A 25,479-nucleotide genomic window follows, 5' to 3' on the forward strand; every position below is an offset into this window, starting at 1 on the left:
ACCCTCCAACTTTTTCATTAAAATGCCGTTCTCATATAAGCGATGATTGCAACGATGACTAGATTTAAGCCGATTGTCCAAAACATAACGTACCTTTTCGCATGAGTTGTACTTTGCTTAAGCGCAGCGTACTGAACAAAAGTCCCCCATCCTAAAAATATGGAAAGACTGTAGCTAAAATAAAGCCAGAATGGGCTATTTGTTATCAAGTCTACGTAGACACCTAAACTGTAAGGAGATATAAGTGAAGGCTCATGTAGAAAAGGAATAAACGGCAATTGAAGCACCATACCGATTAACAAAATAAACACGACATAGCTATGTATGTAAGCAAGTCTTTTAAATCCAACTTCCTGAAAGAATGGCCAATATAGTAATGCTCCTCCTAAAACTACGAGAACAAACGTAATGAGTCCAAGTAAACCATCTGTAATCACTTCACTTAGAACGAAAAGCAATCGATCATCTGCTACAATGCCAGCATATTCAGGCATCTCCCCAGCATATTTAATGTTCATAAACGATGTTATTCCAACTACTAAAAAGGCTACGATCGTTAATAAGAATATGCGCCACCAGGATCCTTTTAATCTGTAGGCTGATTGAAGCGGACGAAAGTGTGAAAAAGGTTTAAAGCTTCCTAAAACTAGTCTCATAGAATGCGACATCCATGTTCCTCCTATGTAAATTACCTCAACTACTATTCATATTTTTACATAAACTCTCGTATTTTGACAGTATCTTTCAAGAAAAAAAAGAAAACATACCCATTTGGATATGTTCCCTATGTCTAGAGTGTCTCCATTTCAATACGACTTCCACGCCCCGATGGTTCTGATGGGGTCACAATGACTTTCCGAGGTAGCCTTGCGCGAAGCTCTGGCACGTGACTAATGACACCGACAGATAAGCTCTCATTCTGTAGCTTTTCAAGTGCTGTAATAACGGTATCTAGAAGTGATTCATCTAGGGTACCAAATCCTTCATCAAGGAAGAAAAACTGTAGCGGATGAGCACCCCTCAATTGAATTTGTCCTGACAGTGCAAGGGCAAGAGCAAGCGATGTAAGGAAGGTTTCTCCTCCTGATAATGTTGAGACTGGTCGCTTTACTCCTCCGTTTGCATCGTCCCGAATTAAAAATCCGCCTCCTGAGTCTACTTCAATGGCGTATCGCTGAGAGGTTAGATCGCCTAACTTCTGTGACGCATCAAAACTAACTTGCTCTAGCTGTTCAGAAGCAATAAATTCCACAAAACTATTTCCCCGGAAAACGGTTTGAAGCTTATTAAGCTTTTCAAGCTCTTCACTCAAAGACTGACGGTCCCCTTCAAGCTCTTTATAGCGTTCATGCCTTTTTGTTATATCTTCTACACGATGTCGACATGCCGCATAATGTGATAAGGCTTCCTCTCGATTAGCTTTTGCACTTTCTGCTCTCTCGATCGTTTCATAATATTCTCCTTCAGTGATGGCTCTCCCTGAAAGCTTCTTCTCAAGCTCCACCATCGAATGCTCCGTTTGATCTCGTTCTTTTCGATAGGCTTGTACTTGCTCTTCCCATTTCTGTTTCTGTTCATTATCTACTTCTGCATCTCTAACCTGCATACGGTTCTCAAAAATAGAGTCTTTTTCAACTGCTTGATATGTTTCAAGTGATTTTTTTAAACGTAGTTGAGCATCATCATTGTAATTTTGATCGGCAGCGGAACGTCGTTCATTTTGCTGATAACTTTCCTCTGCTAGCTGCAATCGCTCATATGCCGTTTTTTCTTGTTTTCGAAGAAGATGTAATTGCTCATTCGTTGCTTTATACCCTTCTTCTGCTGTTGTGTTACCCACGATGCCATTGTGATCAGCTACCATCTTATTGATTTGTTCTGTAAGCTGTTGTAATGAGCTTGTTAATTCAGCCCTACGCACAGTATGTTGTTGCACCTGTTCTTGAAGCCCTAAAAGGTGCTGTTCTTTTTTCTCAATATAAGGAACGCTTTTTTCGAGACGATCTCTTATGATGGTTGCTTCTTTATCCATCTCTTCAATTTTTTTCATTTCGTCTTCAATCTCATGAACAGAAAGAGACAATTCCTCTTGAATGGTTTTCGTTATTTCTTCTGTTTCTTTACTTAAATTAATCCGCTTTTCTGTTCTAACTTCTAGATCTTTCTGAACTTGTTCTAGACGATAAGCATATTCGGTCGCTTTTGACTGCTGCTCCTGAAGACTCTTACTAGCGTTTTTAACTTTTTCTTCCATTTCTCGAACATCCTGAGCGAGCGATTTCATTTCTGTAATAACAGCCGTTTCTGTAAGGTTTCGATCGACATCGCTTATATCTAGCGCCTTAACCAGTTGCTCATCCTGATCTGTCATCAGGTCAGACGTTTGCTCTAGCTGATATTGGAGCTGTTTAGCATGTTGAAGTTGATCTTTTAACCGTTCACGCCTTTGTTCTTTTTCCTTTAGATCTTCCTTCAAATCAGGTGTGTTATCATTACCTTCTGCAAGCTGAACGTGTTCTTTCGCACCACAAACGGGGCATGCCTGCCCTTCTTCTAGTTCTCTTGCAAGACGTATAGCAATGACATGTGTACGATTTTGTTCAAGTCTTTGACTCGTTTGATCGATTTCATCCTGAACGTTACGGATGTGATTCTCAAGCGTAAGCTTATGAGAGGATATGGCATGATATGTTGAAAGAACCAAGTTATAATAACCTGCATAGCTCTCCTTTAACACCTTCAAGTTTTGCATCGTATCATCATAAAGAGGCTGAAGTTGCTTTTGAGCATTCACTTGTTTTTCTTCTTCACCACGCGTTTCATCTAGCTGCTTTTGTAGAGATTGGAACTCCTGCTTCAAACTCTGAGCTCTTAGAATTCGCTTACGTTCTTCAGGGGCGACCTGCCGAGTGGTCAAATCTCTATTAAGATCGGCTTGAAGCGTGCGCGCTTTCGTTAAATCCTCTTGTGCTTTTTTCGTCTCTTCCGCTTTTACCTTCGACTCTTTTTCTAACATGATTGATTGATTTTCCACACCAGCACGCTTTGTTTTCACTTGAGATATTTCTTTTTCTAGCTCCAACCCACGCTCAAGTTCGTTCAATTTTTTTAATAGGAGAGGCTCCTGCTCTTGCCGATCTCGTTGCTTGCTTTCATGCTCATTCTTTCTTGCTTGATACAGCTTTGTAGCTTCTTCTAGTTGACGCTTTGTTTCTTCATAACGATTCTTTGCTTCTTGTACTTCTTTTTCTGTGGCTTCAACAGCATCTAAATAAGGCTTTATTTGCCCCGCTGCATTTGCTTCATTGATCTTTATTTCAAGCGTTTCGATTTCAGCTCTTTGTTCAGCTATCGCCTTTTTCTTACTGCGAAGTTCATCAAGCTGGTTTTGAAGGTTCCAAATCTCTGTTACATTTTCTTTTTGTTTCTCAGCTGCAATAAGATCGTCCTTTGCTTTCTGAGCAGCTTTTTCAGCCTCAAGGAAAGCTTCCTTTGCCTCTTTAAGAGATTCTTTAGAAGCTTCACCTAGTCCCGTTTGCTCAGCCGTTATTTCGTTCAGCTGGTACTTTTTCTCATCCACTCTTGCTCTTAATCGACGATTAAATTGATCACCGTATTTCTCAAGCTGGAACAAACGTTGTAACATTTGTCTTCTCTCAGTGCCTTTTAAAGAAAGGAATTCTGCAAATTTCCCCTGTGGCAATACAACAGCACGAGTGAAATCATCAATCGTTAGCCCTAGAATTTCTTGAATCTGCTGTGAAACATCACGGTCTTTATCCGCTAAAACCGTATTTTCTTCACCAAGTTCTATTAATCTTGAATTGGCCGAACGAATGGAAACATCTCCAGAACGTTTATAACTTCGCTCCACCCGATAGCGCAATTCGTTTCCTAGGGCGAATGTAAACGAAACATACAACGTGTCTTCTGCATGGTTCATAATGCCCTGAGTATTATTCGTTGCTCGTTCAACTTTCCCATAAAGGGCAAGAGTCATCGCATCAAGCAAAGAAGATTTCCCACTGCCAGTAGGACCAAATATCCCAAAGATTCCTCCCTGACAAAGTGATTCAAAATCAATTTCTTGTTTCTCTCGAAAACTATGTAGTCCTGAAACGGACAGGTGTATCGGTCTCATGTCTTCAGTCCCCCTTACTCCTCATCATCTGACTGTGTTAGCTCTAGAAAAAGCTGGACAAGATCTTCTTCTGGTTCAGCTCCATCTGTTTGTCGTTCATAGAATCGTTTGAAAAGCTCTTCTATCGGTAGATTTGCATTAGACACTTCTTTTTGCTGATCCTTTTTTGCAAAAACAGGTCTAATATGGATAAATCCATCATGCTGACTGCGGAGTCGATGAATTTCTTCTATAGATAGCGTATCATTTAAATGGATTTCGAGATCAATCCACGCATCCGCATCTTTTCCTTCTTCTAGCCACGTATATACTTGGTCGATTCCTTGATCAGCGATCCATCGAACGAGTGGCTTGCCTGATTGTATAGGGATTTCATTTATATGAGCAAGTCCCTCTGGCTCCACATCAACGATTGTAACTGACTTGGATTGATTTGCTTCTGAGAAGCTGTAAGCAAGTGGTGAGCCGGAATAGCGTGCAAGTGCTGAAGCTCTCGTAATCGTTTGAGGACGGTGTAAGTGCCCGAGCGCGACATACTGCGCCTGTTCAGGGAGGGAATTCGCTGATACCGTATAAGCGCCTCCTACTTGTATCGGTCGTTCAGAATCACTCTCTCTGCTTCCGGCTACATAAATGTGACTCATAGCAATATGAACGGCCTCCTCTGATCCTGCTTCTGTCAAATCACTAAATAACTTTTTCACCCGATCATCATAGGCTAGCTGAAGAGCCTCTTCTTCCTGACTCGCTGTTAAACATTCATTCAGTCTAGATTCCGATGGATAAGGAAGTGCAGCGATAGAGAGCTTTTGTCCATTTCGAACCGTTACTTCTATCGGATCAATTGTGGGAAACCCAATAATCGTTATACCATTTGTGTGAGCAAGGGGACGTGATGCCGACAACCGCTCTGGATTATCATGGTTACCTGAAATGATGATTAGAGGGCGTTCGCCACGACTAGTTAACTTTACTGCTGCATCATAAAAAAGCGTTTCAGCTGCAGCGGGCGGATTAACAGTATCAAAAACGTCTCCAGCCATTAAAATAGCGTCTACGTTTTCTTCATCAGCAATCACCATTAATTCTTCAAGAAACTCCTTTTGTTCTGGTAGACGGCTTCTTCCTTCTAATGTTTTCCCCAGGTGCCAGTCTGCAGTATGAAGTAACCTCATATTAATCACTCCTTTATTTCGTTTTCTATTCTAACTCCATCGAAAAGAAGACAGCCGGACATAAGCCCGGCTACTTGTTAATCGATTAAGAGAGATCGACCCCCGTCAAAGAAAAATAATATTTTCTCCTTACAAGGCACCTTCCAGATCTCATTAATGGCTTTTTCATATAAATGTAACTGTGTTGTATAGCGCCGTTTCATTGTTTCCATTGCTTGTTCATCAGAAGTAAAACGATTCGCTATCACGTCTGTTTTGTAATCGACAAGCACCAATTCTCCGTTTTGATCGCGAAGTATACAATCAATCACACCCTGGAGAACCACGGTTTCTTGGTCTCCTTCAAATTCAGGATAGATCCACTTTGAATCTACTCCTAGGCTGAAAGGAACCTCTTTATATATTTCAGCTGCATTTCTCATTTTCTGGCCAAGCTCTGAATCCATTAATTGATGAATTTGCTCGACATCAATGGCTCTTCCCTGTTCAGTCGTTAACAATTCCTTTTGCTCAAGTTTGGCGACTAACTCGTTTATGTCATCACGATCATGCCACTTTTGCAAATCCAGATGCTGCATGACAATGTGCATTGCCGTTCCTCGCTCAGCAGGCGTTAACTGCTTACTTTGAAGAAAGCGAGGTCGCTCTTTCAATGATTGGCTAAATCCTTTGACTAGCTTGTCATCACTTCGTTCATCTTGAAAGATCTCACGTTGGCGCTTCACTTCTGTGACCGACTGTTTCGACCTTGTTTCAGACGCTGCTTGATGAGGATAAGTCCAATCAAGACGGTGGTTCACCTCATCTTTATAGGAGCTCACTTCAGGGATAGGCTCTTTCTTCTGTAGTAGCATTTCATATTCTCGATGTTTATGAACATCTTCTGCTTCAATCTCAGCGAAGGAGGAAGCGTTATGAAGAGTGAGTGACCACCGTGCCGGATGTTGAAATACCTCATCATGTTTTGAAAAATTCGCCATCCCTTCAGTTATAGAAGCGAGATCTTTATGTCTCATAATAGCGGGTCCAATCCAGCTCAGATAGGTCTTCCCTTTCGATCGTTCGTAATCCGATAGCAGCCACTCATCTCCAGCTGCTCCTGCCCACGACAATCGTTCTTTCTCCCAATCATTTACCGTACCAACTAAAATTAATTTTTCTTTCGCTCTCGTTAACGCAACATAAAGAACTCGCATTTCTTCAGCAAGTAGCTCAAGCTTCATCCGCTTTTGCAGTGTAAAGTAAGGCAATGTCGGATAGCTAATACGCTGAATTGGATCAATGAATTTGGTGGCAAGACCAAATTCTTTATGCATCAGCATTTGATTGGCCATATCTCTCATATTAAATTGCTTTGCAATTCCTGCAATAAAGACGACAGGAAATTCAAGTCCTTTACTTTTGTGAATGGTCATCACTCGGACAACATCCTCTTGTTCTCCAAGAGCACGCGCAGTGCCAAGATCACTCCCACGCTCTTTCATCCTGTCAATAAAGCGCAGGAAACGAAATAAGCCACGAAACGAAGTCGCTTCGTATTGTCTTGCCCGATCATACAGCGCTCGTAAATTCGCCTGTCGCTGCAAGCCGGCAGGCATTCCACCAACAAATTCATAGTAGTTCGTTTCTCGATAAAGCTGCCAAATTAACTCACTTAAAGAAGACTGCCTTGCCGCTTCTCGCCACCTGTTCAAGTTTGTGATGAACTTCGATAATGTCTCCGATAGCTTGTTCGACTCAGTCTCACAATAAGATCGTAAGGCAAGATAATAACTTGAATGTTTCTCATTGATACGAATAAGGGAAAGCTCTTCCTCTGTTAACCCGATAATGGGTGAACGAAGCACGGAGGCAAGCGGAATATCCTGATATGGATTATCGATAACATTAAGAAGACTCATCATAATCGCGACTTCTGTTGCCTCAAAATATCCTGTTGCAAGATCTGAATAAGATGGGATGCCAGCTTGCTTTAATTCTTCCATGATCACAGGTGCCCAGCTTGCTGTTGCACGCATTAAAATCACCATATCCCTATACTGGATTGGTCTCATACGATCTTCCTTCCGATCGTATACTTTTGCTCGTTCGCTTTCACTCTTCCCCATCATATCTTTAATATTAGAAGCAATAAGCCGAGCCTCAAGCTGAACCTTTTCAGTTTCTTCTTCGTCTTCCTCTTTCTGGGCACTCTTATCAATGATATGAACTTCCGGAACAACCGTTTCAGACTTAGGGTATTCTGCGCCAGGAATGAGCTCAGCTGCTTCATCGTACTCTATTTCTCCAACACGTTCGTCCATAATTTGTTTGAAGATAAAATTCGTACTATTCAACACTTCTTCTCGACTACGGAAATTGCGCGCAAGATCAATTCGTTTCGATGGCTCGTCAGACGATCGACCAAACGTTTTATACTTAGAGAGGAACAAGCCTGGTTCTGCTAGTCTAAAACGGTAAATACTTTGCTTCACGTCCCCTACCATGAAGCGATTGCCTCCTGAGTCAGAAGTTCTGCTAATGGCATTTAGGATTGTTTCCTGAACAGAGTTCGTATCTTGGTATTCATCGATCAGTACTTCGGCAAATTGTGTTTGATATTCACGAGCGGCACTCGATGGGACCGGGTTCTCGGGAGTAGAACGATCATCTAATAAAATAGAAAGACAATAATGTTCAAGGTCACTGTAATCCACAAGCCCTTTTTCTTTTTTTAGCTCCGTATACTTGTGTCTAAATTCATTTACAAGTGAAGATAACGTTCCTAGTACTGGAGCAAGCTGAACGATGTCTTCTACATATTCCTCCGGGTTTCGTTGGAATAACTCTTCTTTTAAGCTTTGGATGGTCTTTTTGACACGATCACGAAGGCCTTTTACTGTATCAATCATTTCAGAATCATATTGATCCCCTTTGCAAGGCTTTAAGCGACCAAATGTTATTTGTTCGAACTCATTTTTGAGCTCCTGCCACGTTTGAGCGGAAGCGGTAAGAAGCCTTTCCGTCATTTCACGTTCCATTTCTAACATCTCAAGGTATGGCTCTGGACCGCCTGGTGCATTAGAAAGAGAAATGGCCTTCTCCTGCATTTCACGCATACCTTCAAGTTGAAGAACGACATCTTTTTTTATTTCCTCTACCCAGACTAATTCATCAAACGCTTTTTCACTCGCTTCTTCATATACGGCGACACTATCTTGCAACCATTGCTCTGGCCATGGATGACTAGAAGAGAAATGATAGAGTCTTTCTACAAGAAGCTGAAGATCCACATCACTACGATCACTACTGTAGCGATCAACAAGGTCATAAAAAGCCTCGTTCTCTTTCTGGCTATAATGCTCTTCGAACAGTTCTTCCATTGCTTCCTCACGAAGCAATGCCGCTTCGGTTTGATCTGCTACTCTAAAGGCAGGGTCAAGATCAATTTCGTAATAATAGCGTCGAAGTACTTCCATACAAAAAGAATGAAGGGTTGAAATAGAAGCGCGATTCAACATCGAAAGCTGTCTTCTTAAATAAAGGGAAGATGGGTCTTCCTTTAACTTTTCTTCAAGAGCCTCCCCGATTCGATGTCTCATTTCAGCCGCTGCAGCATTTGTAAATGTTACGACAAGAATTCGATCAACTTCAGCAGGATCATTCTCATCAGCAAGACGCCTAATAATTCGTTCAACTAAAACAGCCGTTTTTCCCGACCCAGCTGCAGCTGCTACGAGAACGTCTTGATCACGAGCAGCAATAGCTTCCCATTGTTCGTCTGTCCATTTCGAGCCTTCGGGTTTATTCATTATCGTCATTTCCGTTCGCCTCCTCTCTCATCCGTCTCAGTATTGTTTCATCATCCTGTACAGTAATCGGTCGATAGTCATTATCCTCCATCGCCTGATCAAATTGACAAAATGAGCGATAGGAACAGAATGTGCATGGGATGCGATCCTTCATCTTGTAAGGATCGATATCGATACGTCCGTCTGATATTTCAGTTCCAATCGTTTGGATGGTTTGCCGTGTGAATGACCTGAGCGCCTGAAAATCATCGGAAGATAAAACAGAAGAATTTTTATAAAAACTACCGTCCTTCTTTAGAGCAGCTGGAATAATGTCAGATTTTTTCTTCTCAATGTCATGATCCATCAAGCTTACGACATCTTTGTCAGCTAGCAAAAGACCCTTCATCTTAAACTTTTTGAAAAGTTCCTGTTGAAGTTCAGCTTGTCCTGGCGCTGATGCCTGCAACATGGGATTATGAACGTGGAAATAAAGCATTCCGGCTGCCGTTGCATCACGACCGAGCCAGATGTTTGCGTTTGTAATCACAACATCCAGGTACGTTAACATCTGAAGCGCTAAGCCAAAGTAAACTTCTGAGAGATCAAGAGAAGTTCCACTTGATTTGTAGTCAATAATTCTGAGAAGAAGTTCCTCTCCATTTAGCGCCTGATCAACGCGGTCCACTCGTCCGATCAGCTGGATTTTCACCCCATTCTTAAGCGTAAACTCGATTGGTGGCAACTCCTGGTTTGGGCCAAATCCTAATTCGAGCCCTGCTGGCTGAAAACCACTTTTCTTCGCTTGTTGACCGAGAACGGAAGAGGCTCGACCTACTACCTGAGAAAGTTTTCTCATAATATAGTGATAGCGATTGGAACTTAATAGAATTTCATTTTGCAATTTCGGTGCAAGTTGCTCTACGATTTGACCTGATAGTTCATAGTATTGATTCGATGAAAGCTTTGCCCAATCCCAATGACGCTGCTTAATTGTTTCAGCCATCATGTTAAGCGCCGCGTGAAATAACTGACCGATATCTGGTGCTTCTAGCTTAAATGTTGACCGTTCTTTCAACCGTAAACCATGAGAAGCAAATTGCGAAAAGGCACAGGATTTATATCTTTCCATTCTAGAAACACTTGTTTGAATCTTTGAACCATACAGTTTTCTACTCGTATCTTCAGTCAGACGATCTGCTTTGTTCCGATAAAAAAGACTTTCAATCAATCGTACTCGATTCTCTTGTGATGACGCCGTGACGAACCAATTATAGGCATCCCACCAAATCGGATCAATCGGATACCCGCGATGCCATTGACGAAGCTGACCTGTTAATCTACCAATCGTCTTCGCCGGGTTCGTTATAAACGATAGCTCTTCTTTCGATTCTTCACCTGGTTCAGCAAATTTCAAACCAATGATAAGCTCAGGAAACATCTCTTTCAATCGATTCATCACAATAGATGGTTGCAATCCCTTTCCTTCTTCATCCGCAAGAGGACAACTTACCCACAGGGCATCAGATGGCGTTGACAAAGAATGATAAATTAGAAACTCTTCGTCTAAAAGACGTCGCTTTAATCCGGGTGCTAGCTGGATCCCCTGTTCTTCTAGCTTTTCTCGATCCTGTTCATTCAAAAGCCCATCTTCCTGTATTCTTGATGGTAAAACTCCTTCATTGACACCTAGCAAAAAACCACACTTCACATCAGTAAATCTCGTTCGATCAATGCTACCGATCACAACTTGATCTAGTGAAGCAGGTACAAGGGCAAACTTCATGTTTTCCATCCCAGCTTCAAGAAGCTTCGTAAATTGCTCTATTGAAAGTTTTTGATCACCAATCAATTCAACCGTTTCATCAAGCAGTGCAATAACAGCATCCCAAACTTGATCATGCTCCCGTGCTTTCGAAAGCTGACCTGCTTCTTCTGCTTGTACCTTCAACCGATCTATTTTTTCTGCAGCATGACTATTCTCTAGAAGATAATAAAGAATTTCACACATCTCGCGAACGGTTTTTGCTTTCGTCATTTTTCTTTCAAACTTCTCGAGCGGTGTAACAATCCATTCTTTCGTTTCGTTTAGTCGATCTTCCATTTTTTCGAGGTCATCTGAGGTAACCGTTTCATCATCTTCAAGCTGTCTGTAGATATTCGCTTTAAAGCGCTCGTCCGTTTTCCAGCGATAGCCCTTAATGCCTTTAGCAATCACATAATTTTCGAGTTCATCCATGCGCTCGCGAATGGTTTCGACACTTTCTTCTGTATCGTCTGGAAAAAGCAATTCTGTTTTCACACAGCGAAATACAGATTCATAGCGCCAGTTATATTGAATAATATCTAGACTGGACCTTATTAATTCAATTAGCGGGTGATGCAGCATCGTTCTTTTTTGGTCAGAAAAAATAGGAATACCGTGATCTGCATAGATCGTTTCGACAAGTTCATAATAAGAAGCCATGTTGCGTACCATGACTGAAATATCTCTATATCGATAGCCTTCATCGCGTACTAATCTAAGCGTTTCACGTGCTGCCGCTTCAACTTCGGAACGGATATTCACCGCATGATGCACTTGAATATGCTGAAGACTTCCATTATAAAGAACTGGTGGTCGTTCACCATAGTTGGCTTCTAAATGCGCAAGTTCACTATTGTTATAGCGCTTTTGATCAGCTAAAATTAGCGGCTCCTTAATAGCAGCCCCCTCTTCATGCGCTAGTCCTTGAAGTGTTTGATATGTTTTCGCTGGCTCATGAAAGAGATCCAGTTCATGAATGCTTGAAGGATTCATCTCGGGATCCATTGTGATAGTAAATGTAAGGTTTGTGCCTTTTTTTATTAAAGCCTGAAGCACAAGAAGCTCTTGAGGTGTAAAACTATGAAAACCATCAATCCAGATAGAGGCATTCTCTAGGTAGCTTGACGCTTCGATTTTCTCAGCAAGCAATGCCAAATAGTCTTCCGAATCAAGATAAAATCCTAGCATTTCCTTCTGAAAAGCATCATAAACAAGATGAAGATCGTAGAGCTTATCCCGAAGTAAGCTTCGCTCATCTTCATCATAAAGATCATCCGCAAAACGTTTTATATCTTCCGGTTCAAGACAATACCGCTTAAACTCGGTGACCATGTCATTCAAATGTTCCACATACCCTGTTTTTTCAGAAGAACGCTGATAAATTCTTAGCTTCTGTTTATTCTCTTCGATGATATGACGTAACATCATACTTGTTCCTACGCTCGTTAAATGGGGGCGGGCCATCCCTCCCGTTTCTTGAAGAACTTTCCATGCCAGTCTTGTAAAACTAAAAACCTGAGCACGAATCATTCCTTTTAATCCTCTATTATGTACTAGTTCATATTCTGATTGAAAAGTCATTTGCTCTGGTACAAGATAGATCATATCTTCACCAAGCGGGCGATCGATCAATTCGTGCTGCATTTCAGATAAGCAATGCTCTGTTTTTCCACTTCCAGACCGACCAATAACAAACTGTACCGCCATGTATTCTACCTCCTACACCGTAAATTCTTAGTCTATTATCTCATGTTTTTCTTCAATTGGATAGCAAGACAAGAAAATACGTTCGCATCCAATGCGACATTATTTGTAAATTATCATACTCGATGGTTTTTAGAATGATCCGTCAGGGTATATCAAATATAAGAACTTATTTACAAAGGAGTTTTGACAATGGAAAAAGAATTCGAAACATTTAAATGGGAGCTAAATAGACTCACAAGAGACATGACCGAATTTGTGCATAGCTACGAAAAGCTCGACGAAGGCCAAAAAAGAAGTGTTGCATCGAACTATCCATTTAAATCAGATCTTCATGACCTAAAGAATATGCTTGCTACGTGGAACAATACCGTTAATAAAATGTAAAAGGATGAGGAGCACTCCCACTTTAGGGGGTGCTCCTTATATTTAGAGATCATGTTTTTTCCATAATTTCATACAACTAAAGAGTAGAGATTTGTATAGAAGGAGGTCAACGATGTATACCCACAAAAAGTATTACGAGCCTTACGTTAGTCCATTTGATCCCTGTCCCCCTATTCGAGTGAAATCTTATTCCACTCCTCCTAATCTTTATATGGGATTTCAGCCTCCAGGACTAGAGCAATATTCTGCACGTGAAGCTCTCACTCGAGGTACTCTCTGGAAAGCTTTCTATGATCCCTATCCTTATCCTTCAAAGCGGGGGGAGTAAAACATGTCTAGACAGCTACCGAAAGCCTATTATGAGCTGTTAGAGGAACTGCAGGCCACTGATTTCGTTCTCGTTGAACTGACTCTTTACCTTGATACACACCCGGATGACTACGAAGCCATTCAACAATTCAATGAATATGCCAAAAGAAGTAGGCACCTTAAGAAACGCTATGAAAAGGAATATGGTCCCCTTCAACAATACGGCAACAGCTATTCAAACTACCCATGGAATTGGGGCGACGCACCGTGGCCATGGCAAGTCTAGTCTGGAAAGGGTGAAAATCAATGTGGCTATATGAAAAGAAATTACAATATCCCGTCAAAGTCAGTACATGTAACCCGATGCTTGCCAAATTTTTGATTGAGCAATATGGCGGTGCTGATGGTGAACTAGCAGCAGCCCTCCGTTATTTGAATCAACGGTATACTATACCCGATAAGGTTGTCGGTTTATTAACCGATATCGGAACAGAAGAATTTGCACATCTCGAAATGATCGCTACAATGATCTACAAACTCACAAAAGACGCAACCGCAGATCAAATGAAAGAAGCTGGACTCGGCGCCCACTATGCTAATCATGACAGTGCCCTATACTACTCCAATGCCGCTGGCGTCCCATGGACAGCAAGCTACATCGCTGCCAAAGGAGACCCAATCGCCGATCTATACGAAGACATCGCCGCAGAAGAAAAAGCAAGAGCCACCTACCAATGGATCATCGACCTCTCAGACGACCCTGACCTAAACGACTCCCTCGCCTTCCTAAGAGAACGAGAAATCATCCACTCCCAACGCTTCAGAGAAGCCGTTGAAATACTTAAAGAAGAAAAAGATAAGAAAAGGATATTTTAAAACGAAATGCGGAAGTGGGCGGTTAGACACGGCAGGCACTGGAACCCTATAAATTGAACACGGTCTTTGTGTTCAAGTTATAGGGTGAAGTGACTAAGTGTCTGCCCACTGTAGCTAGACACGAAATGCGGATGTGGGCGGTTAAATCCGCAGGGCGTTGGAACCCATGAGAATGAGACGCTTTTTGTCTCAATCGATTGGGTGAAACGACCGGAGGATTTGCCCACTGTAGCTAGACACGAAATGCGGATGTGGCCGTTAAGGGGCGACAAGCGCTGGAGCCCTGTAAAAAGAACACCGTCTTTGTGTTCATTTTATAGGGTGAAGCGATCGAGGCCCTGGCCACTGCAGCTAGACACGAAATGCGGAAGTGGCCGTTCACCCTACACAGGCACTAAAAACTTAAAACCAAATAAACAATAACGCGCAAAAGCCATCCCCTTTCGGGCATGGCTTTTCCTTCATCTCACATGATCTTCAGTACGATGTTTTCTAGGGCGTTGATTCAATTTGATTTCAATTAGTTTTCCCGCTCCCCATAATACAACTATGGCAGCGAGAATCAGCACCATCTCCAAAGGACGATGAATCAGGGCAAAGACATCATGTCCAATAAAAGACACGATCGATATCATCACCATTTTCCCTAGTAAAACGGCGAGTACAAAGCTCCTAATGCTCATATTTGAAAGACCTGCAACGACATTGATTAAAGCTGATGGCGTAAATGGAAAACAAAGTAGAAGAAATACCATCCCAAATCCATGCCGCTCGATCCAGCGAAGTGTTTTTTCGATTTTAGCATGTTTTGTAATCACTCGCATGAAGCGCTGTCTAGCAAGCTTTCTGACCACTATAAAAACGATCAAAGCGCCAAGAGATGCACCAAGCCATGAAAGCAAAGAGCCATACCAGAATCCATAAGCAGCTGCGTTTCCTGCTACAAAAAGAAAAAGGGGTAAGATGGGAATCACAGCCTCAAGCATTGGTAGCAAAATTCCAGGCAAAGGACCAAGTGCACGGTACTGACCTAGCCACTCTCTGATTGTTTCTTCATTCAAAAAGTCTTTAATCATTTCCCATTCCATATGGGAATCAACCTCGTTTCCTGATGCATACGTCACTGCGAAAGCACATAATGCTTATTTCCTATATTAAATCACAAAAAATTATGATAAGAAAGTCTCGTCTAATTTAACAACGCTGCGTACACTTCTTCATCAAGAGCTTCCGCTTTCTTTTGGTTATATGTTTTTTCATATTGTGGTTCTGCCGTTATTTTCGCACCCCAGAACATGCTTTCTACGACTTGGGTAACTTCCACATTAATCTTAGCAAGCTTCAGTGACACTCCTTGCATCGCTTCCTCTAGGATAGAAGCTTTTCCGTGAATGGAATATACCGTTTCCAATCCGATTATTGTAAAGACAACATTAGAATGCTGGTTGACATTTTGAATTGTTCTTGAGTTAGAAGTCACAGAAAAGCGAATATTATTTTTATCTAAGCTTTTCACCCATGATATCGCTGATACATTGGGTGTGTGGCTTTCATGATCAATCGTTCCAAGCATTACAAGCTTTTCTCCTTCTAAAAAGGCTACAAGATCTTCTGTTAGCTCTGTCATAATCCCCTTCTTAGCCAAAATGCCTCATCCTTTCAATTTCTTTAATCTATTGCTTTCCTAAAAGATTACCACGAATCCCTCTTAATGGAAACGCTTCACTATTTCAAACCGAATTTATTGTATAAGGAAGACTATAGAACCTTATTGATGATTAATATAAGCTAACATATAAAAAAAAGCCGTACTCACGTGAGCACGGCTAACAGGGGGAAAATCACTTTCAAACTACTTAGGGGGTTTGATAAAGAATATTCCCGAATGTCAAAAAACCAAACTACAAATTTAAAAATAAATTATTTTTTTTCATTCATTTTAAGTAAACCACTTATATCAAGGTTAATCGACTGGAATTCCGGTAAATTTGATAGCGTCATAGAAACTGGGAGACCTGATGTGAAATGCTCATGATCAAGATCAACCTGTATACTGTTCGGCTCCCCGATAGGTCTTGTTTGATAAATAAGAATAGAACTCTTCTTATCATCTTTTAATTCCAAAAGAATAGGCTTGCGGGATTCAATAAGCTGTCGTTCCTCTTCTGATGCAACATCAAATCGCTCTTCATAAGTCTTTCGGCTTTCAATATAAAATTGATTAAAAAATTGCGAACTTATTTCATCTTCAGAATCAAATGAAATTACAAGTTGCTGACCATCATCTTTTAAATGAACAGTATAAGAGATTCCGCTGTACTCTCCAATGGTTACCTTTTCTCCCTTTTCCATCGCTTCCAGGTCAGATTGTGCGATTGTTTTACTGATGGATCCGTCTTTATTAAAAATCACTTCATTTAATCGATATGAGAACCGTTTCTGTATTGCCTGAAAAGGTTCTAAAGGAAGATAACTTCCATCCTTGTCTTCCCTTACATCATACTCAATGGAATACGGGTTTTCTCCGCTTGTATTGGTGATTACAAACTTAATTTGCGGATCGTACTTACCTTTAATATAGAGCTTATTCATGTTAAGACCTGCTTCAAAATGAGAAAATGTAAGCTCTCCATCTTTAATTTTTACGCTTTTGTTCAAATCTGTTTCAGCATATACATTTCCAGCATAATCACTTTCTAAAGACAGCTCCTGATTTTCCAAGTTCACCTTCTCATCATTTCCTTGTACATACGCATCTTGAATAAGAACAGAATCTGCCGATGAAAAACGATTCAACTCATTTATAGTCCCACCGGCCTCATGATTAAGCATTAAAATATCGGCCTGGTAGATACGGTGATTCACAACATGCGGCTTGCCATTTTGCTCGATAGCAATGTTCTGCTGGCTAACTAAATATGATTCGTTTGATTCTTCTATTCCTGTAAAGCTAACTGACCCGATATGTAATCTTGGTAAATTATATGGTTGATCACTTTCCTTCAACGAAAACGAATAAGTAAGATAAACGGCTCCATAATTTAGAACCATTGCATCATGAATAATTAAATCTCTCTCCGCTGAAAGAAGGGGGATACGGCGCTCATCACCACCCAACGCTCCTAACTCTCTTGCTAGTCGAGTCTGCGGAACACTGTTTTCCATTGCTTCTTCCCAACTACTAGTAGATTCGTATACTTCAAAAAGAGACTCATCCACTTTAAAGTTAGGCTCCCCATTCTTAATCTGATTGAAAATAACAAGGAACAGGACAAAAGATAAGAAAATTCCAATAATTTTATATAAATTTAATTTCCTCACATAGCTCCCTCACTTCTGATCGTCATACCTCTATTCTATCAGTTTTGAACTTATGATTTAAACAACAGTCCTATCTCAGCATCCTTTTTAAAGAATAAACCAAAAAAACTTCCTCTAAGGAAGTTTTTGGTTTTTTTCTCATGGAGCAATTTCAACTGGAATTCGAAACAAGAAACTCTCTTCTTTATTATTCATCACAATAGGTACTTTAACTTCAATTTGATATGCACCTGGATCTAGAGGTTCTGTAGCAAGTGAATCCCCTTCGATAATTTCATCATTAGACACCTTCTTTTCGACTGAAGGTACTAAAGAGGTATATGGAATAACAACTTCGTCTGTATTTTGTTCAGTAATTTGGTAATCCAATAGCCCGTCTTTTACTACCTCAACCTGAGTATTCTCGTCCCCTTCATACTTTATCTTGGCAGTAAGGGTAATTGTGCGATCTTCTGCTAGCTTACTATTCACAAGAGCGCCAATGGGCATTTTCGGCTGCGTCTCTGACCTTGATACAACATCTCTTTGATTTTCACTAAGCAAGTATTCACTAGTATTCATTTTACGATCACTAAACAGTACATTGACAGCGCCTACAATAATAAAAACAATAAAAAACAATATAATTAGCTTAGAACTATCTAACTTCCATTTCTTCATAACGACATCCTTCCACGCTTATCTCAATGCACCTAGTATATCATTTCCTTATCCGAATATAACAAAAAAACTTTAATGAATAAGAAGTTTTGATACACTAAAATGAGGATCCAGAGAAAGGATGTCATCACATGGATTTAATTATAGATGTACTTTATGGAACTGGAATTGTTTTCTTACTGATTGCTGGTTTGTATTTAGTGGATCAATTCCGCAAATAATGATTTATGCATTAGGTCCTGCTTTGTACACAACCGATGGCGAAGGATCAACAACGGATGCATCATATTCCTGTTGAACCGCCCCCTGTGGCATTTGTTTAATGATGCGAACGAGTTCTTCTTCATCCGGATTGTATCCTTTTCGTGATAAGTACTCCATTATTTCTCTCGTACTCACTGGTTCTTCAACATTTTTTAAAAAGCTTAAAATTTCATTCTGCATGATTTGTCTCCTTTCACTACGTCAACGTCTCACATTTTTATTACCCTATTATAAGAAATTATAATCGTTTTCACACCCTACTCTTTCCAAGCGTAATGAAATTCGCTAAACTTAAGATAGTTTCAGCGTTACTCAAAATGAAAGACTCTATATAGAGGAAGGAGTAAGACATTGCGTTCATTATTACTAGTTATTTCAATGATGTTCGTTATCTTGGCGGGGTGCGGTAATAATTCATCTCAAACCTCTAACGAATCGAACGGAGGAGAACAAATGCAGGAAAAAATCGCTTTTGAAACAGTCGAAATGCAGAATGCTCCTAAAGATGTTCAGACAACCGTTCAACAAAAATGGTTAGAAAAATCCACTTTTACGATTCCATCAAATGACGATCTCTATATTATTATTACTCGCGGTGAGATGCCAACAGGTGGTTATTCAGTTTCAATCGACAGTATCATTAAAGAAGGCAACGAGATTGTTGTCTCGTATTTCTATACTGATCCGAAAAAGGATGATATGGTTACACAAGCCATTACAAAGCCAATTGTGATCTCAAAAATCGATATGACGAATACTCGTGTTAACTTTAAAGAAATTCAAAAAAAGCGTTCCTAAATAAGGATTCGCTTTTTTGTTACACACAAAATTGTAACGCTTACAACATTCATTATGAGCCATTAACGGGGGGAATACGCTTTTATTTATCCAGCTCCATTCCCCCATGCCCTCGATCACTTCATCTCTCATGCTGAACACAAATAGCGTGTTCATTTGAGAGACTCCAGTGCTTGTCGGCCATTAACGGGGGAATTACGCTTTTATTGAAAGGACTGAGGATATGATTGTTTATGAGGATAATGATTGTTTTGTCATGATTACACAGCATGATCACGCCTTGCTTTCAGGGCAGTTTGCAGAAGCGTTGCGGAAATCTTTTTGGCCAGAGAACCTTTATCAGGAAGATGTTTTATACGCGATAAAACATCATGATCGTGGATGGATTCCACTTGATGAAGTTCCTTTTTGGAATGATCGCCGCGAAGCACCCTACTCCTTCTTAGACTTCCCTCTAGCTACTAAGCTACAATTCTATAAGAAAGGGATCGAGGAAGTGAGTGAAAAAACAACTTACGGAGCTTTTCTTTGTAGCAAACACTACCGCTCTTTCTTTAATGGTGCCGAGTCCGAGCATGCGATTCGTTTTTACGCAGAAGAAGAGAATAGACAAGATCAGCTCAAGGAATTAATTGATATTCCTGATGATCTTCTAACATTTCATTATCAACTTCTTCAATTTTGTGACGACCTCTCGCTCTATGCTTGTTTTCAAGAACCGGGTGTCCAAAAAGAGGAAGAGCTCTCCTGGTATCGGAATGGATTCCCTCAATCCTTTTATTTTCTGGAGGAACAGGATTTAATACGAACAAGTTGGAAATCTACTGATACGATACAAATATCTCATCCTCTATTTCATGAAGACAACGTCTTTCAGGTGCAGCTTAAGCGTGTTCCAAAAGAACTGATCGGGACTGAAGGAATTTCAAAAGCATATCAATCTACTCCAGTTGAATATCGTAGATTTCACTTTAGTAGCTAATGCTGACAATAGACAGTAAGATATTTGCGTATGAACGAAAGGCTGATTCATCACGTCAATTTAAATAGGAACTTCCCTATCATTTAGGAAGTTCCTGTGTGGGTATGCAAAGTCCTCTCTCTTAAAAAAGGCGTTAAAAAAATAACGTTACGAAATAGAAAATAGTTCCCAGACCGGCAATGGAATAATTAAAAAGGCGATTGTTTTCTGACCAATTCTTTTCAGCGTTGAATTTTTCAAAGGCAAGCATTCGATAACTCGTCTCGCTTCTCATTCTCAACACACCCTTATTCGATTATTCTAACTATTCTTTCTATTATTGTAAGCGCTTACTTATTTAAAGTAAAGGTTTAATCACAACAAAAAAGCCGTTTATTTAACGGCTTTCACACTGGTCAAGTGGGTCTACTTCGTTTCGCCACGTTTCTTCATTACGCAGTGCAAACAGTAGCCAATCTTCGTTCCCATTATAATTGGAGTCGTTCCATTCGCGGAAATGAACCACTGATTGAAAGATCTCTCCCTGAATTGATTCAATTAATTGGTTCCTCTTAGGATGATCTTCTATCCAATCAAACAACTCTTTTGTGAGAATTGATTTGAGATCGAACTTCATAAGGTTTCCTCCTTTACTTTACCACACAGGAAGAAAATATCAGATGTTAGTTTCACAAAACTTCCTCATTTTGATGGTTCATTTGCATTAGGGCATTTAATAATCGGTCAAGCTCCTGACTACAGCGAATGGTTCTCTCTGATGCAAATCCATATCGTCCCGCAACTTCAAACATTTCTTTGCGTTTTTTTTCAATTGCATCATACATGTCTCATTCCTCCTCATGCCAATACATTACCATTATGCCCATTTCTAGAAGGAATCAAAACGTATTCGACCAAACTTCCTATGCTATGTCAGAATTAGTAGGAATAAGACAAAATCTTTTGCTAAACTCGATTAATTGTGTAAAGAAATAGCTCTCTGTATGAAACTATCCTCCTGTAAAGATATTTATATAGTTCTCTTATTCCCCTTTTTCAGTTGTTTAATCCACAGTTTGTATTTATAGATGAGTGCTATTCCCATTTCTTTTTTATCATAATATTAAAATTCGTCGAGCCGTTCGTAAATGATTTTTCATAAGTGAATCCCGCTCTCTCATACACCTTGATCGCCCGCCTATTAAACGATGCTACGGTCAGTCTGACATTTAAGAACCCATAGATTTCAATTGCATAAGCAAGTCCTACCTTCAAAAATGCTAACCCCGTTCCTTTCCCCACCTTATTTGGATGTAGTCCCAAACCAAGATCGATAAAGTTCTCCTCGTAGGCGTCAACTTGGTGCCCAGCTGGTACCTGAGCCGATTCTCCATAGCAAAAGTAACCAATCAAATTTCTTTTGTCATCTATCACACAAAAATAGGCCCCATTCATAAACTCTAATAATTCTTCTTGATCCCCTGTAAAACTATACAAAGAATAAGGTTCGTCATATGTCCACGTTTGAATTTCGTGTGCCTTTTCTAAGGTCATAGGGTGAATTCTCATAGCTTTATCGATTCCCTTCCCACTCTCCATGAAACTGTGATAAAAATGATTGTATGAATTCATGCCGTTCTTCTGCAAGACTTTTTCCCGTCTCGGTATTCATAAGATCTTTTAATTTCAGAAGTTTTTCATAAAAATGATTAATAGCGGTAGACTGTTCATTTCGATAGGCATCCATTGTCATATTTGTTCTTGGTTCGATGGAGGAATCATAAATCAACTCTCCTTTTGAGCCGGCGTACACAAACGTTCGTGCGATGCCAATCGCCCCAATCGCATCTAACCTATCGGCATCTTGCACAACTTGTGCTTCGAGACTCTTGACTGGTGGGCGATTCCCTCCTTTATAAGAAATAGTCGTAATAATTTCCATGACGTGTTCTCGATCCGCAGCCTTTAATTGATATAGCAACGCTTCTACCTCTCTAATTCCCTCCTGTTCTGAGGAAGCTACTTTATCATCTGCTAAATCATGAACGAGTGCTGCTACTTCACAAATAAACGTGTCAGCCTTCTCTTCATCTGCTATTCTTTTTGCTTGTTTCACAACCCGATCAATATGATGCCAGTCGTGACCGCTACCTTCTCTTTCTAATTTTCGTCTAATGTACGTTCTAAGTTCACTCAAAATAGTATCCATGCTAATATGTCTCCTTATTTAATAATTGAATGATGCCTACTCGAAATTTCCTATCGCTTATAAATCGAGAAATATATAATAGTAGCCATAACTTAACCCTCACAAAAAAAGGCCAGCTATATGCTGACCTATAACTTCTCTTCGACTTCGGCTTTCTTTAGTAAATCTTCTTTCATTTGCTGAACCTTCTCTTGCGTTTTGGTTTCGACCAAATAGTCTTTTATACGATCTTTCATTTCTTCATAAGATGGTGGATTCTCAGCATCTTGTGAGAACTGATCATCATAAAATGATTTCATCTCTTCTTCGGTTACTTCGGGTGTTTCAATTTTCTCTTTAACGAACTTATCTACAACGACAATATCAGAATACTGACTTTCAAGCTGAGCAAGCGTCATGCCTTGACCTTCTAGCGATTTCTTCAGCTCATCTTCGCCATCAAATTGAGCTTTTATTTGCTCAAGTTCCGTTTCAACTTCTTTATCTGATGCAGAGAAACCTTCTTCCTTTGCTTTCTGGAGCAGAAGTTCCTGTCCGATTAAATTATCCATAACTTCTTCTTCAATTGACTTCGCCACTTCCGTATCCGATGGATCTTCACCGCTCATCGTATAGCGCAGCTGAGTTTGAACTAGCATCGAATTATAATCTTTTCCCTTAATGTCCTCTCCATTTACAGTAGCAACAACCTTATCTTCTTTCACCTTCATCGCTTCTAGTTCTTCCTGTGTTTGATCCATTGTTGCTGATTCTTCTGAAGGCTTTTCTTCTTTGTTCGCTTCACTATTATTGTTACAAGCAGCGAGCAAAAGAACTCCAATAAGCATTAATAAGCCAAGATATTTTTTCATGCAGTTGATGAACTCCCTTCAAATATGACGAAACGTCTATGTTGATTATAAAACTTATTATAACATTCTTGAAAATACTTCATAATAAATATGGGATATTTTTGTTTTTTCAAGACTGACTATAGTAAAGCCACAGTTCGAATAATCAACGATAACAGCTAAGATACCGTTTAGTAAAAAAAGACAAAAAAACCCTAGAAAATCATCTAGGGTTAGTGTAAATAATGATATCGTTTTTCTAATCGCTCTTGTATGAAAGACACACATACACAAACAGCCCAATAAATTAGCGCAACTAATATGTACATCGTCATAAAGTCGAACTCTCGGCCTCCAACTATTTTCGCATGATGGAGTAATTCTGGAACTGTAATGACCGCCGCTAAAGATGATGCCTTGATTAGATCAAGCATCACATTCGATAATGGCGGTATCGCTATTCGCGTTGCCTGCGGCAATACGACTTCCCTCATTGTTGTCCAATAAGGCATACCGAGTGCTGTCGAAGCCTCCCACTGCCCCTTTTCAACAGATGACAGCGCAGATCGCTGTATTTCAGCAATATATGCGGCGCTATTTAAGCTAAAACCAATCAATGCTGATGTTAAAGCTGAAAACTCGATGCCAACGACAGGTAACCCGAAATAAAGAATATAAAGAAAAACAAGGATCGGTGTACCCCTCATAAACGAAATATAAAGTCGAGCTGGCCACCTGAGGGCTTTCCATTGCGACATTCTTCCAAGAGCAAGAAATAAGCCCATCACCAGTCCGATAATCATTCCAACAAATGCGATCAATAACGTTAATCCAAGTCCTTGAATTACATAGGGAAATGACTTTAACGCTAGGCCTGCATCAAATAAATATTCCCAATGTATTTCCCCCACTTGTTACAACTCCCACTTATTCTTCAAAATCAATATCAGGTTTAACTGATACGTTAGCTCCATCAAAGAACTTCTCTGAAAGCTCTTTCAACGTGCCATCTTCTTTCATCTCTTTAATGGTTTCATTCACTTTTGTTTCCAGTTCTCCACTATCTTTTTTCATAACGATCGACTGGTCATTCGGGTAGTATTCGATGTCTGGATGGATTGTAATATTTAAATTCGGAAATGCAGCAAGAGCGAGCTTCTGTAAGTAATAATCATTCAGGATAATATCCGTTCTCCCTGTTGATACATCACGTAAATACTGTTCGTTTGTCGCATTATCGTAAGTTACTTCCTCAGCACCGTTCTCACGAGCTACCTTCATATAAACGGTTGTTGAAGCACCAGCGGCTTTCTTCCCTTCAAGATCATCTAGTGAATCAATTCCAGATAAATCATCTTTTCTTACGATCGCTGTTCCGTAAGAGTATTTAACTGGTTCAGAAAAAGCGAATTTTTCCTCTCGCTCTTCCGTTGATGTAATGTCGTTTGCAGCAAGATCTACTTTACCTGAATTGATACTTGTTAACATGCCATCAAAGCCCATTTCTTCAAATTCAACTTCAAGATCAAGGCGTTTTGCCATCTCTTTTACAACTTCAACTTCGTACCCCGTCACTTCATCAGAACCTTCTTCATAATAAGAAGTTGGATAGAGCGTCCCAGACGTAGCTACCGTAATCTTTCCTTCTTCTTGAATCTCTTCCCAGGCAGTTGGTTTATTTTCAGACGCTTCATTCGACTCATTTCCACCGTTCGAACAAGCACTTATAACAAAAACAACTAGTCCCATTAGAAATACAGGAGCCAGTCGCTTAACGAAATTAGTCATTCATTTCACTCTCCTTTAATCTATTAAACAGTAAAAACATATCACTATATGACAGTGTATTGCAACAATTACAACACATTCTTTTGTATACAAACTATTTCCATTTTTCAATCAATGTTTTGATCACTATGCTACGATAAAAACAATTTAAATCGTAAAGAAAACACCCTTAGGTTCAAGAGTGTTTCAACTGTTCATCTATTTTTTCATGAAGATATTTTGTAGCCTGATCGAGATGCTTCAATGCTTCACCAGGAAATTTGTCAACGTCTTTGGCTCGTTTTACATGTCCATATAAAACGAGATCCTGAGAATTCATCACAATATCGAGAACTTCTCTACCTACTTCATCTTTTTTTTGGTCCATGTGAATAGCTGTTTTGTACTCTCGCACCACTTCAGTTAGAATTTGTAACCTCTGCAAATCCATTTATACTCATCCCTTTACAATCATTAATCCTATTTAAGCGTACCATGAA

Annotated in this window: 25 protein-coding genes; 6 read left to right on the top strand and 19 right to left on the bottom strand. The window is 40.0% G+C overall.

The features are described 5' to 3' along the window. Positions 1 to 17 precede the first annotated feature (17 nt). The 5 genes from ABVF21_RS04255 to addB form a co-directional block, all read right to left on the bottom strand. Positions 18 to 668 carry a hypothetical protein gene (locus ABVF21_RS04255; RefSeq protein ID WP_303534723.1) on the bottom strand — a complete coding sequence of 217 codons (651 nt, stop codon included), beginning with the start codon at positions 666 to 668 and terminating at the stop codon, positions 18 to 20. Between the two features lie 122 nt (positions 669 to 790). Next, a complete protein-coding gene (locus ABVF21_RS04260; protein WP_371017542.1) occupies positions 791 to 4,141 on the bottom strand; it encodes an AAA family ATPase in 3,351 nt (1,116 codons plus the stop codon). Between the two features lie 14 nt (positions 4,142 to 4,155). Continuing rightward, positions 4,156 to 5,316, bottom strand: coding sequence for an exonuclease SbcCD subunit D (locus tag ABVF21_RS04265; protein ID WP_371017543.1), 1,161 nt, complete (start codon positions 5,314 to 5,316; stop codon positions 4,156 to 4,158). A 77-nt stretch (positions 5,317 to 5,393) separates the two neighbouring features. After that, a complete protein-coding gene (gene addA / locus ABVF21_RS04270) occupies positions 5,394 to 9,116 on the bottom strand; it encodes a helicase-exonuclease AddAB subunit AddA (protein ID WP_371017544.1) in 3,723 nt (1,240 codons plus the stop codon). Further along, complete coding sequence (gene addB, locus ABVF21_RS04275; RefSeq protein ID WP_371017545.1) at positions 9,100 to 12,600, bottom strand: helicase-exonuclease AddAB subunit AddB; 3,501 nt, start codon at positions 12,598 to 12,600, stop codon at positions 9,100 to 9,102. Before addB ends, addA begins: the two co-directional genes overlap by 17 nt. A gap of 189 nt (positions 12,601 to 12,789) precedes the next feature. Here addB and ABVF21_RS04280 point away from each other — a divergent pair, with 189 nt between their 5' ends. The 4 genes from ABVF21_RS04280 to ABVF21_RS04295 all read left to right on the top strand — a co-directional run bounded on the left by ABVF21_RS04280 (position 12,790) and on the right by ABVF21_RS04295 (position 14,169). Then, the gene (locus ABVF21_RS04280) at positions 12,790 to 12,984 is read left to right on the top strand and encodes a hypothetical protein (protein ID WP_194221130.1); all 195 of its coding nucleotides are present in this window, start codon (positions 12,790 to 12,792) and stop codon (positions 12,982 to 12,984) included. A gap of 112 nt (positions 12,985 to 13,096) precedes the next feature. Beyond that, entirely contained in the window at positions 13,097 to 13,312 is a 216-nt protein-coding gene (locus ABVF21_RS04285) for a spore coat associated protein CotJA (protein ID WP_303534712.1), read from the top strand. Between the two features lie 3 nt (positions 13,313 to 13,315). Continuing rightward, on the top strand, positions 13,316 to 13,579 hold the full coding sequence (locus ABVF21_RS04290; protein ID WP_371017546.1) for a spore coat protein CotJB: 264 nt from the start codon (positions 13,316 to 13,318) through the stop codon (positions 13,577 to 13,579). Between the two features lie 20 nt (positions 13,580 to 13,599). Beyond that, complete coding sequence (locus ABVF21_RS04295; protein ID WP_303534710.1) at positions 13,600 to 14,169, top strand: manganese catalase family protein; 570 nt, start codon at positions 13,600 to 13,602, stop codon at positions 14,167 to 14,169. 461 nt (positions 14,170 to 14,630) lie between these two features. Here the strand turns inward: ABVF21_RS04295 and ABVF21_RS04300 are convergent, their stop codons facing one another. The 5 genes from ABVF21_RS04300 to ABVF21_RS04320 all read right to left on the bottom strand — a co-directional run bounded on the left by ABVF21_RS04300 (position 14,631) and on the right by ABVF21_RS04320 (position 18,594). Next, positions 14,631 to 15,257 (bottom strand): TVP38/TMEM64 family protein, encoded by a 627-nt coding sequence (locus ABVF21_RS04300; protein ID WP_194221126.1) that lies wholly within the window; start codon positions 15,255 to 15,257, stop codon positions 14,631 to 14,633. A 101-nt stretch (positions 15,258 to 15,358) separates the two neighbouring features. Next, on the bottom strand, positions 15,359 to 15,814 hold the full coding sequence (locus ABVF21_RS04305) for a pyridoxamine 5'-phosphate oxidase family protein (protein ID WP_371017547.1): 456 nt from the start codon (positions 15,812 to 15,814) through the stop codon (positions 15,359 to 15,361). 275 nt (positions 15,815 to 16,089) lie between these two features. Next, complete coding sequence (locus ABVF21_RS04310) at positions 16,090 to 17,490, bottom strand: hypothetical protein (RefSeq protein WP_371017548.1); 1,401 nt, start codon at positions 17,488 to 17,490, stop codon at positions 16,090 to 16,092. A 138-nt stretch (positions 17,491 to 17,628) separates the two neighbouring features. After that, the gene (locus tag ABVF21_RS04315; protein ID WP_371017549.1) at positions 17,629 to 18,150 is read right to left on the bottom strand and encodes a hypothetical protein; all 522 of its coding nucleotides are present in this window, start codon (positions 18,148 to 18,150) and stop codon (positions 17,629 to 17,631) included. A gap of 225 nt (positions 18,151 to 18,375) precedes the next feature. Beyond that, a complete protein-coding gene (locus tag ABVF21_RS04320) occupies positions 18,376 to 18,594 on the bottom strand; it encodes a hypothetical protein (RefSeq protein WP_303536463.1) in 219 nt (72 codons plus the stop codon). 171 nt (positions 18,595 to 18,765) lie between these two features. Between ABVF21_RS04320 and ABVF21_RS04325 the strand changes: the two genes are divergently transcribed. Then, positions 18,766 to 19,212 carry a protease complex subunit PrcB family protein gene (locus ABVF21_RS04325; protein WP_303536461.1) on the top strand — a complete coding sequence of 149 codons (447 nt, stop codon included), beginning with the start codon at positions 18,766 to 18,768 and terminating at the stop codon, positions 19,210 to 19,212. Positions 19,213 to 19,435: 223 nt separating this feature from the next. Next, positions 19,436 to 20,194, top strand: a complete 759-nt coding sequence (locus tag ABVF21_RS04330) for a DUF3891 family protein (protein WP_303536199.1) — start codon at positions 19,436 to 19,438, stop codon at positions 20,192 to 20,194. Between the two features lie 133 nt (positions 20,195 to 20,327). Here the strand turns inward: ABVF21_RS04330 and ABVF21_RS04335 are convergent, their stop codons facing one another. From ABVF21_RS04335 to ABVF21_RS04375, 9 genes are all read right to left on the bottom strand, one after another. Beyond that, complete coding sequence (locus ABVF21_RS04335) at positions 20,328 to 20,468, bottom strand: hypothetical protein (RefSeq protein WP_194221120.1); 141 nt, start codon at positions 20,466 to 20,468, stop codon at positions 20,328 to 20,330. A gap of 102 nt (positions 20,469 to 20,570) precedes the next feature. After that, positions 20,571 to 20,810, bottom strand: a complete 240-nt coding sequence (locus ABVF21_RS04340; protein ID WP_194221119.1) for a hypothetical protein — start codon at positions 20,808 to 20,810, stop codon at positions 20,571 to 20,573. A gap of 52 nt (positions 20,811 to 20,862) precedes the next feature. Then, on the bottom strand, positions 20,863 to 21,018 hold the full coding sequence (locus tag ABVF21_RS04345; RefSeq protein WP_194221118.1) for an aspartyl-phosphate phosphatase Spo0E family protein: 156 nt from the start codon (positions 21,016 to 21,018) through the stop codon (positions 20,863 to 20,865). Positions 21,019 to 21,268: 250 nt separating this feature from the next. Then, entirely contained in the window at positions 21,269 to 21,727 is a 459-nt protein-coding gene (locus ABVF21_RS04350) for a GNAT family N-acetyltransferase (protein ID WP_371017550.1), read from the bottom strand. A gap of 19 nt (positions 21,728 to 21,746) precedes the next feature. Then, complete coding sequence (locus tag ABVF21_RS04355; RefSeq protein WP_303536195.1) at positions 21,747 to 22,382, bottom strand: HD domain-containing protein; 636 nt, start codon at positions 22,380 to 22,382, stop codon at positions 21,747 to 21,749. Between the two features lie 128 nt (positions 22,383 to 22,510). After that, entirely contained in the window at positions 22,511 to 23,233 is a 723-nt protein-coding gene (locus tag ABVF21_RS04360) for a SurA N-terminal domain-containing protein (protein WP_303536194.1), read from the bottom strand. A 212-nt stretch (positions 23,234 to 23,445) separates the two neighbouring features. Beyond that, positions 23,446 to 24,123, bottom strand: coding sequence for an amino acid ABC transporter permease (locus ABVF21_RS04365; protein WP_303536193.1), 678 nt, complete (start codon positions 24,121 to 24,123; stop codon positions 23,446 to 23,448). A gap of 16 nt (positions 24,124 to 24,139) precedes the next feature. After that, the gene (locus ABVF21_RS04370) at positions 24,140 to 25,000 is read right to left on the bottom strand and encodes a transporter substrate-binding domain-containing protein (protein WP_303536190.1); all 861 of its coding nucleotides are present in this window, start codon (positions 24,998 to 25,000) and stop codon (positions 24,140 to 24,142) included. A gap of 175 nt (positions 25,001 to 25,175) precedes the next feature. Beyond that, positions 25,176 to 25,430: a hypothetical protein gene (locus tag ABVF21_RS04375; RefSeq protein ID WP_303536187.1), complete on the bottom strand. Its 255-nt coding sequence runs from the start codon at positions 25,428 to 25,430 to the stop codon at positions 25,176 to 25,178. Positions 25,431 to 25,479: the final 49 nt, after the last annotated feature.

The sequence above is a fragment of the Pseudalkalibacillus sp. JSM 102089 genome (genome assembly GCF_041366475.1).
In the GTDB taxonomy this organism is placed as follows: Bacteria; Bacillota; Bacilli; order Bacillales; family Guptibacillaceae; genus Guptibacillus; species Guptibacillus hwajinpoensis_B.

What these genes read in the sequence shown, in the direction of transcription:
- ABVF21_RS04255 (WP_303534723.1), bottom strand. Translation starts at nt 668, where the DNA reads ATGTCGCATTCTATGAGACTAGTTTTAGGAAGCTTTAAACCTTTTTCA.
- ABVF21_RS04260 (WP_371017542.1), bottom strand. Translation starts at nt 4,141, where the DNA reads ATGAGACCGATACACCTGTCCGTTTCAGGACTACATAGTTTTCGAGAG.
- ABVF21_RS04265 (WP_371017543.1), bottom strand. Translation starts at nt 5,316, where the DNA reads ATGAGGTTACTTCATACTGCAGACTGGCACCTGGGGAAAACATTAGAA.
- addA (WP_371017544.1), bottom strand. Translation starts at nt 9,116, where the DNA reads ATGACGATAATGAATAAACCCGAAGGCTCGAAATGGACAGACGAACAA.
- addB (WP_371017545.1), bottom strand. Translation starts at nt 12,600, where the DNA reads ATGGCGGTACAGTTTGTTATTGGTCGGTCTGGAAGTGGAAAAACAGAG.
- ABVF21_RS04280 (WP_194221130.1), top strand. Translation starts at nt 12,790, where the DNA reads ATGGAAAAAGAATTCGAAACATTTAAATGGGAGCTAAATAGACTCACA.
- ABVF21_RS04285 (WP_303534712.1), top strand. Translation starts at nt 13,097, where the DNA reads ATGTATACCCACAAAAAGTATTACGAGCCTTACGTTAGTCCATTTGAT.
- ABVF21_RS04290 (WP_371017546.1), top strand. Translation starts at nt 13,316, where the DNA reads ATGTCTAGACAGCTACCGAAAGCCTATTATGAGCTGTTAGAGGAACTG.
- ABVF21_RS04295 (WP_303534710.1), top strand. Translation starts at nt 13,600, where the DNA reads ATGTGGCTATATGAAAAGAAATTACAATATCCCGTCAAAGTCAGTACA.
- ABVF21_RS04300 (WP_194221126.1), bottom strand. Translation starts at nt 15,257, where the DNA reads ATGGAATGGGAAATGATTAAAGACTTTTTGAATGAAGAAACAATCAGA.
- ABVF21_RS04315 (WP_371017549.1), bottom strand. Translation starts at nt 18,150, where the DNA reads ATGAAGAAATGGAAGTTAGATAGTTCTAAGCTAATTATATTGTTTTTT.
- ABVF21_RS04320 (WP_303536463.1), bottom strand. Translation starts at nt 18,594, where the DNA reads ATGCAGAATGAAATTTTAAGCTTTTTAAAAAATGTTGAAGAACCAGTG.
- ABVF21_RS04330 (WP_303536199.1), top strand. Translation starts at nt 19,436, where the DNA reads ATGATTGTTTATGAGGATAATGATTGTTTTGTCATGATTACACAGCAT.
- ABVF21_RS04335 (WP_194221120.1), bottom strand. Translation starts at nt 20,468, where the DNA reads ATGAGAAGCGAGACGAGTTATCGAATGCTTGCCTTTGAAAAATTCAAC.
- ABVF21_RS04340 (WP_194221119.1), bottom strand. Translation starts at nt 20,810, where the DNA reads ATGAAGTTCGATCTCAAATCAATTCTCACAAAAGAGTTGTTTGATTGG.
- ABVF21_RS04345 (WP_194221118.1), bottom strand. Translation starts at nt 21,018, where the DNA reads ATGTATGATGCAATTGAAAAAAAACGCAAAGAAATGTTTGAAGTTGCG.
- ABVF21_RS04350 (WP_371017550.1), bottom strand. Translation starts at nt 21,727, where the DNA reads ATGACCTTAGAAAAGGCACACGAAATTCAAACGTGGACATATGACGAA.
- ABVF21_RS04355 (WP_303536195.1), bottom strand. Translation starts at nt 22,382, where the DNA reads ATGGATACTATTTTGAGTGAACTTAGAACGTACATTAGACGAAAATTA.
- ABVF21_RS04360 (WP_303536194.1), bottom strand. Translation starts at nt 23,233, where the DNA reads ATGAAAAAATATCTTGGCTTATTAATGCTTATTGGAGTTCTTTTGCTC.
- ABVF21_RS04370 (WP_303536190.1), bottom strand. Translation starts at nt 25,000, where the DNA reads ATGACTAATTTCGTTAAGCGACTGGCTCCTGTATTTCTAATGGGACTA.
- ABVF21_RS04375 (WP_303536187.1), bottom strand. Translation starts at nt 25,430, where the DNA reads ATGGATTTGCAGAGGTTACAAATTCTAACTGAAGTGGTGCGAGAGTAC.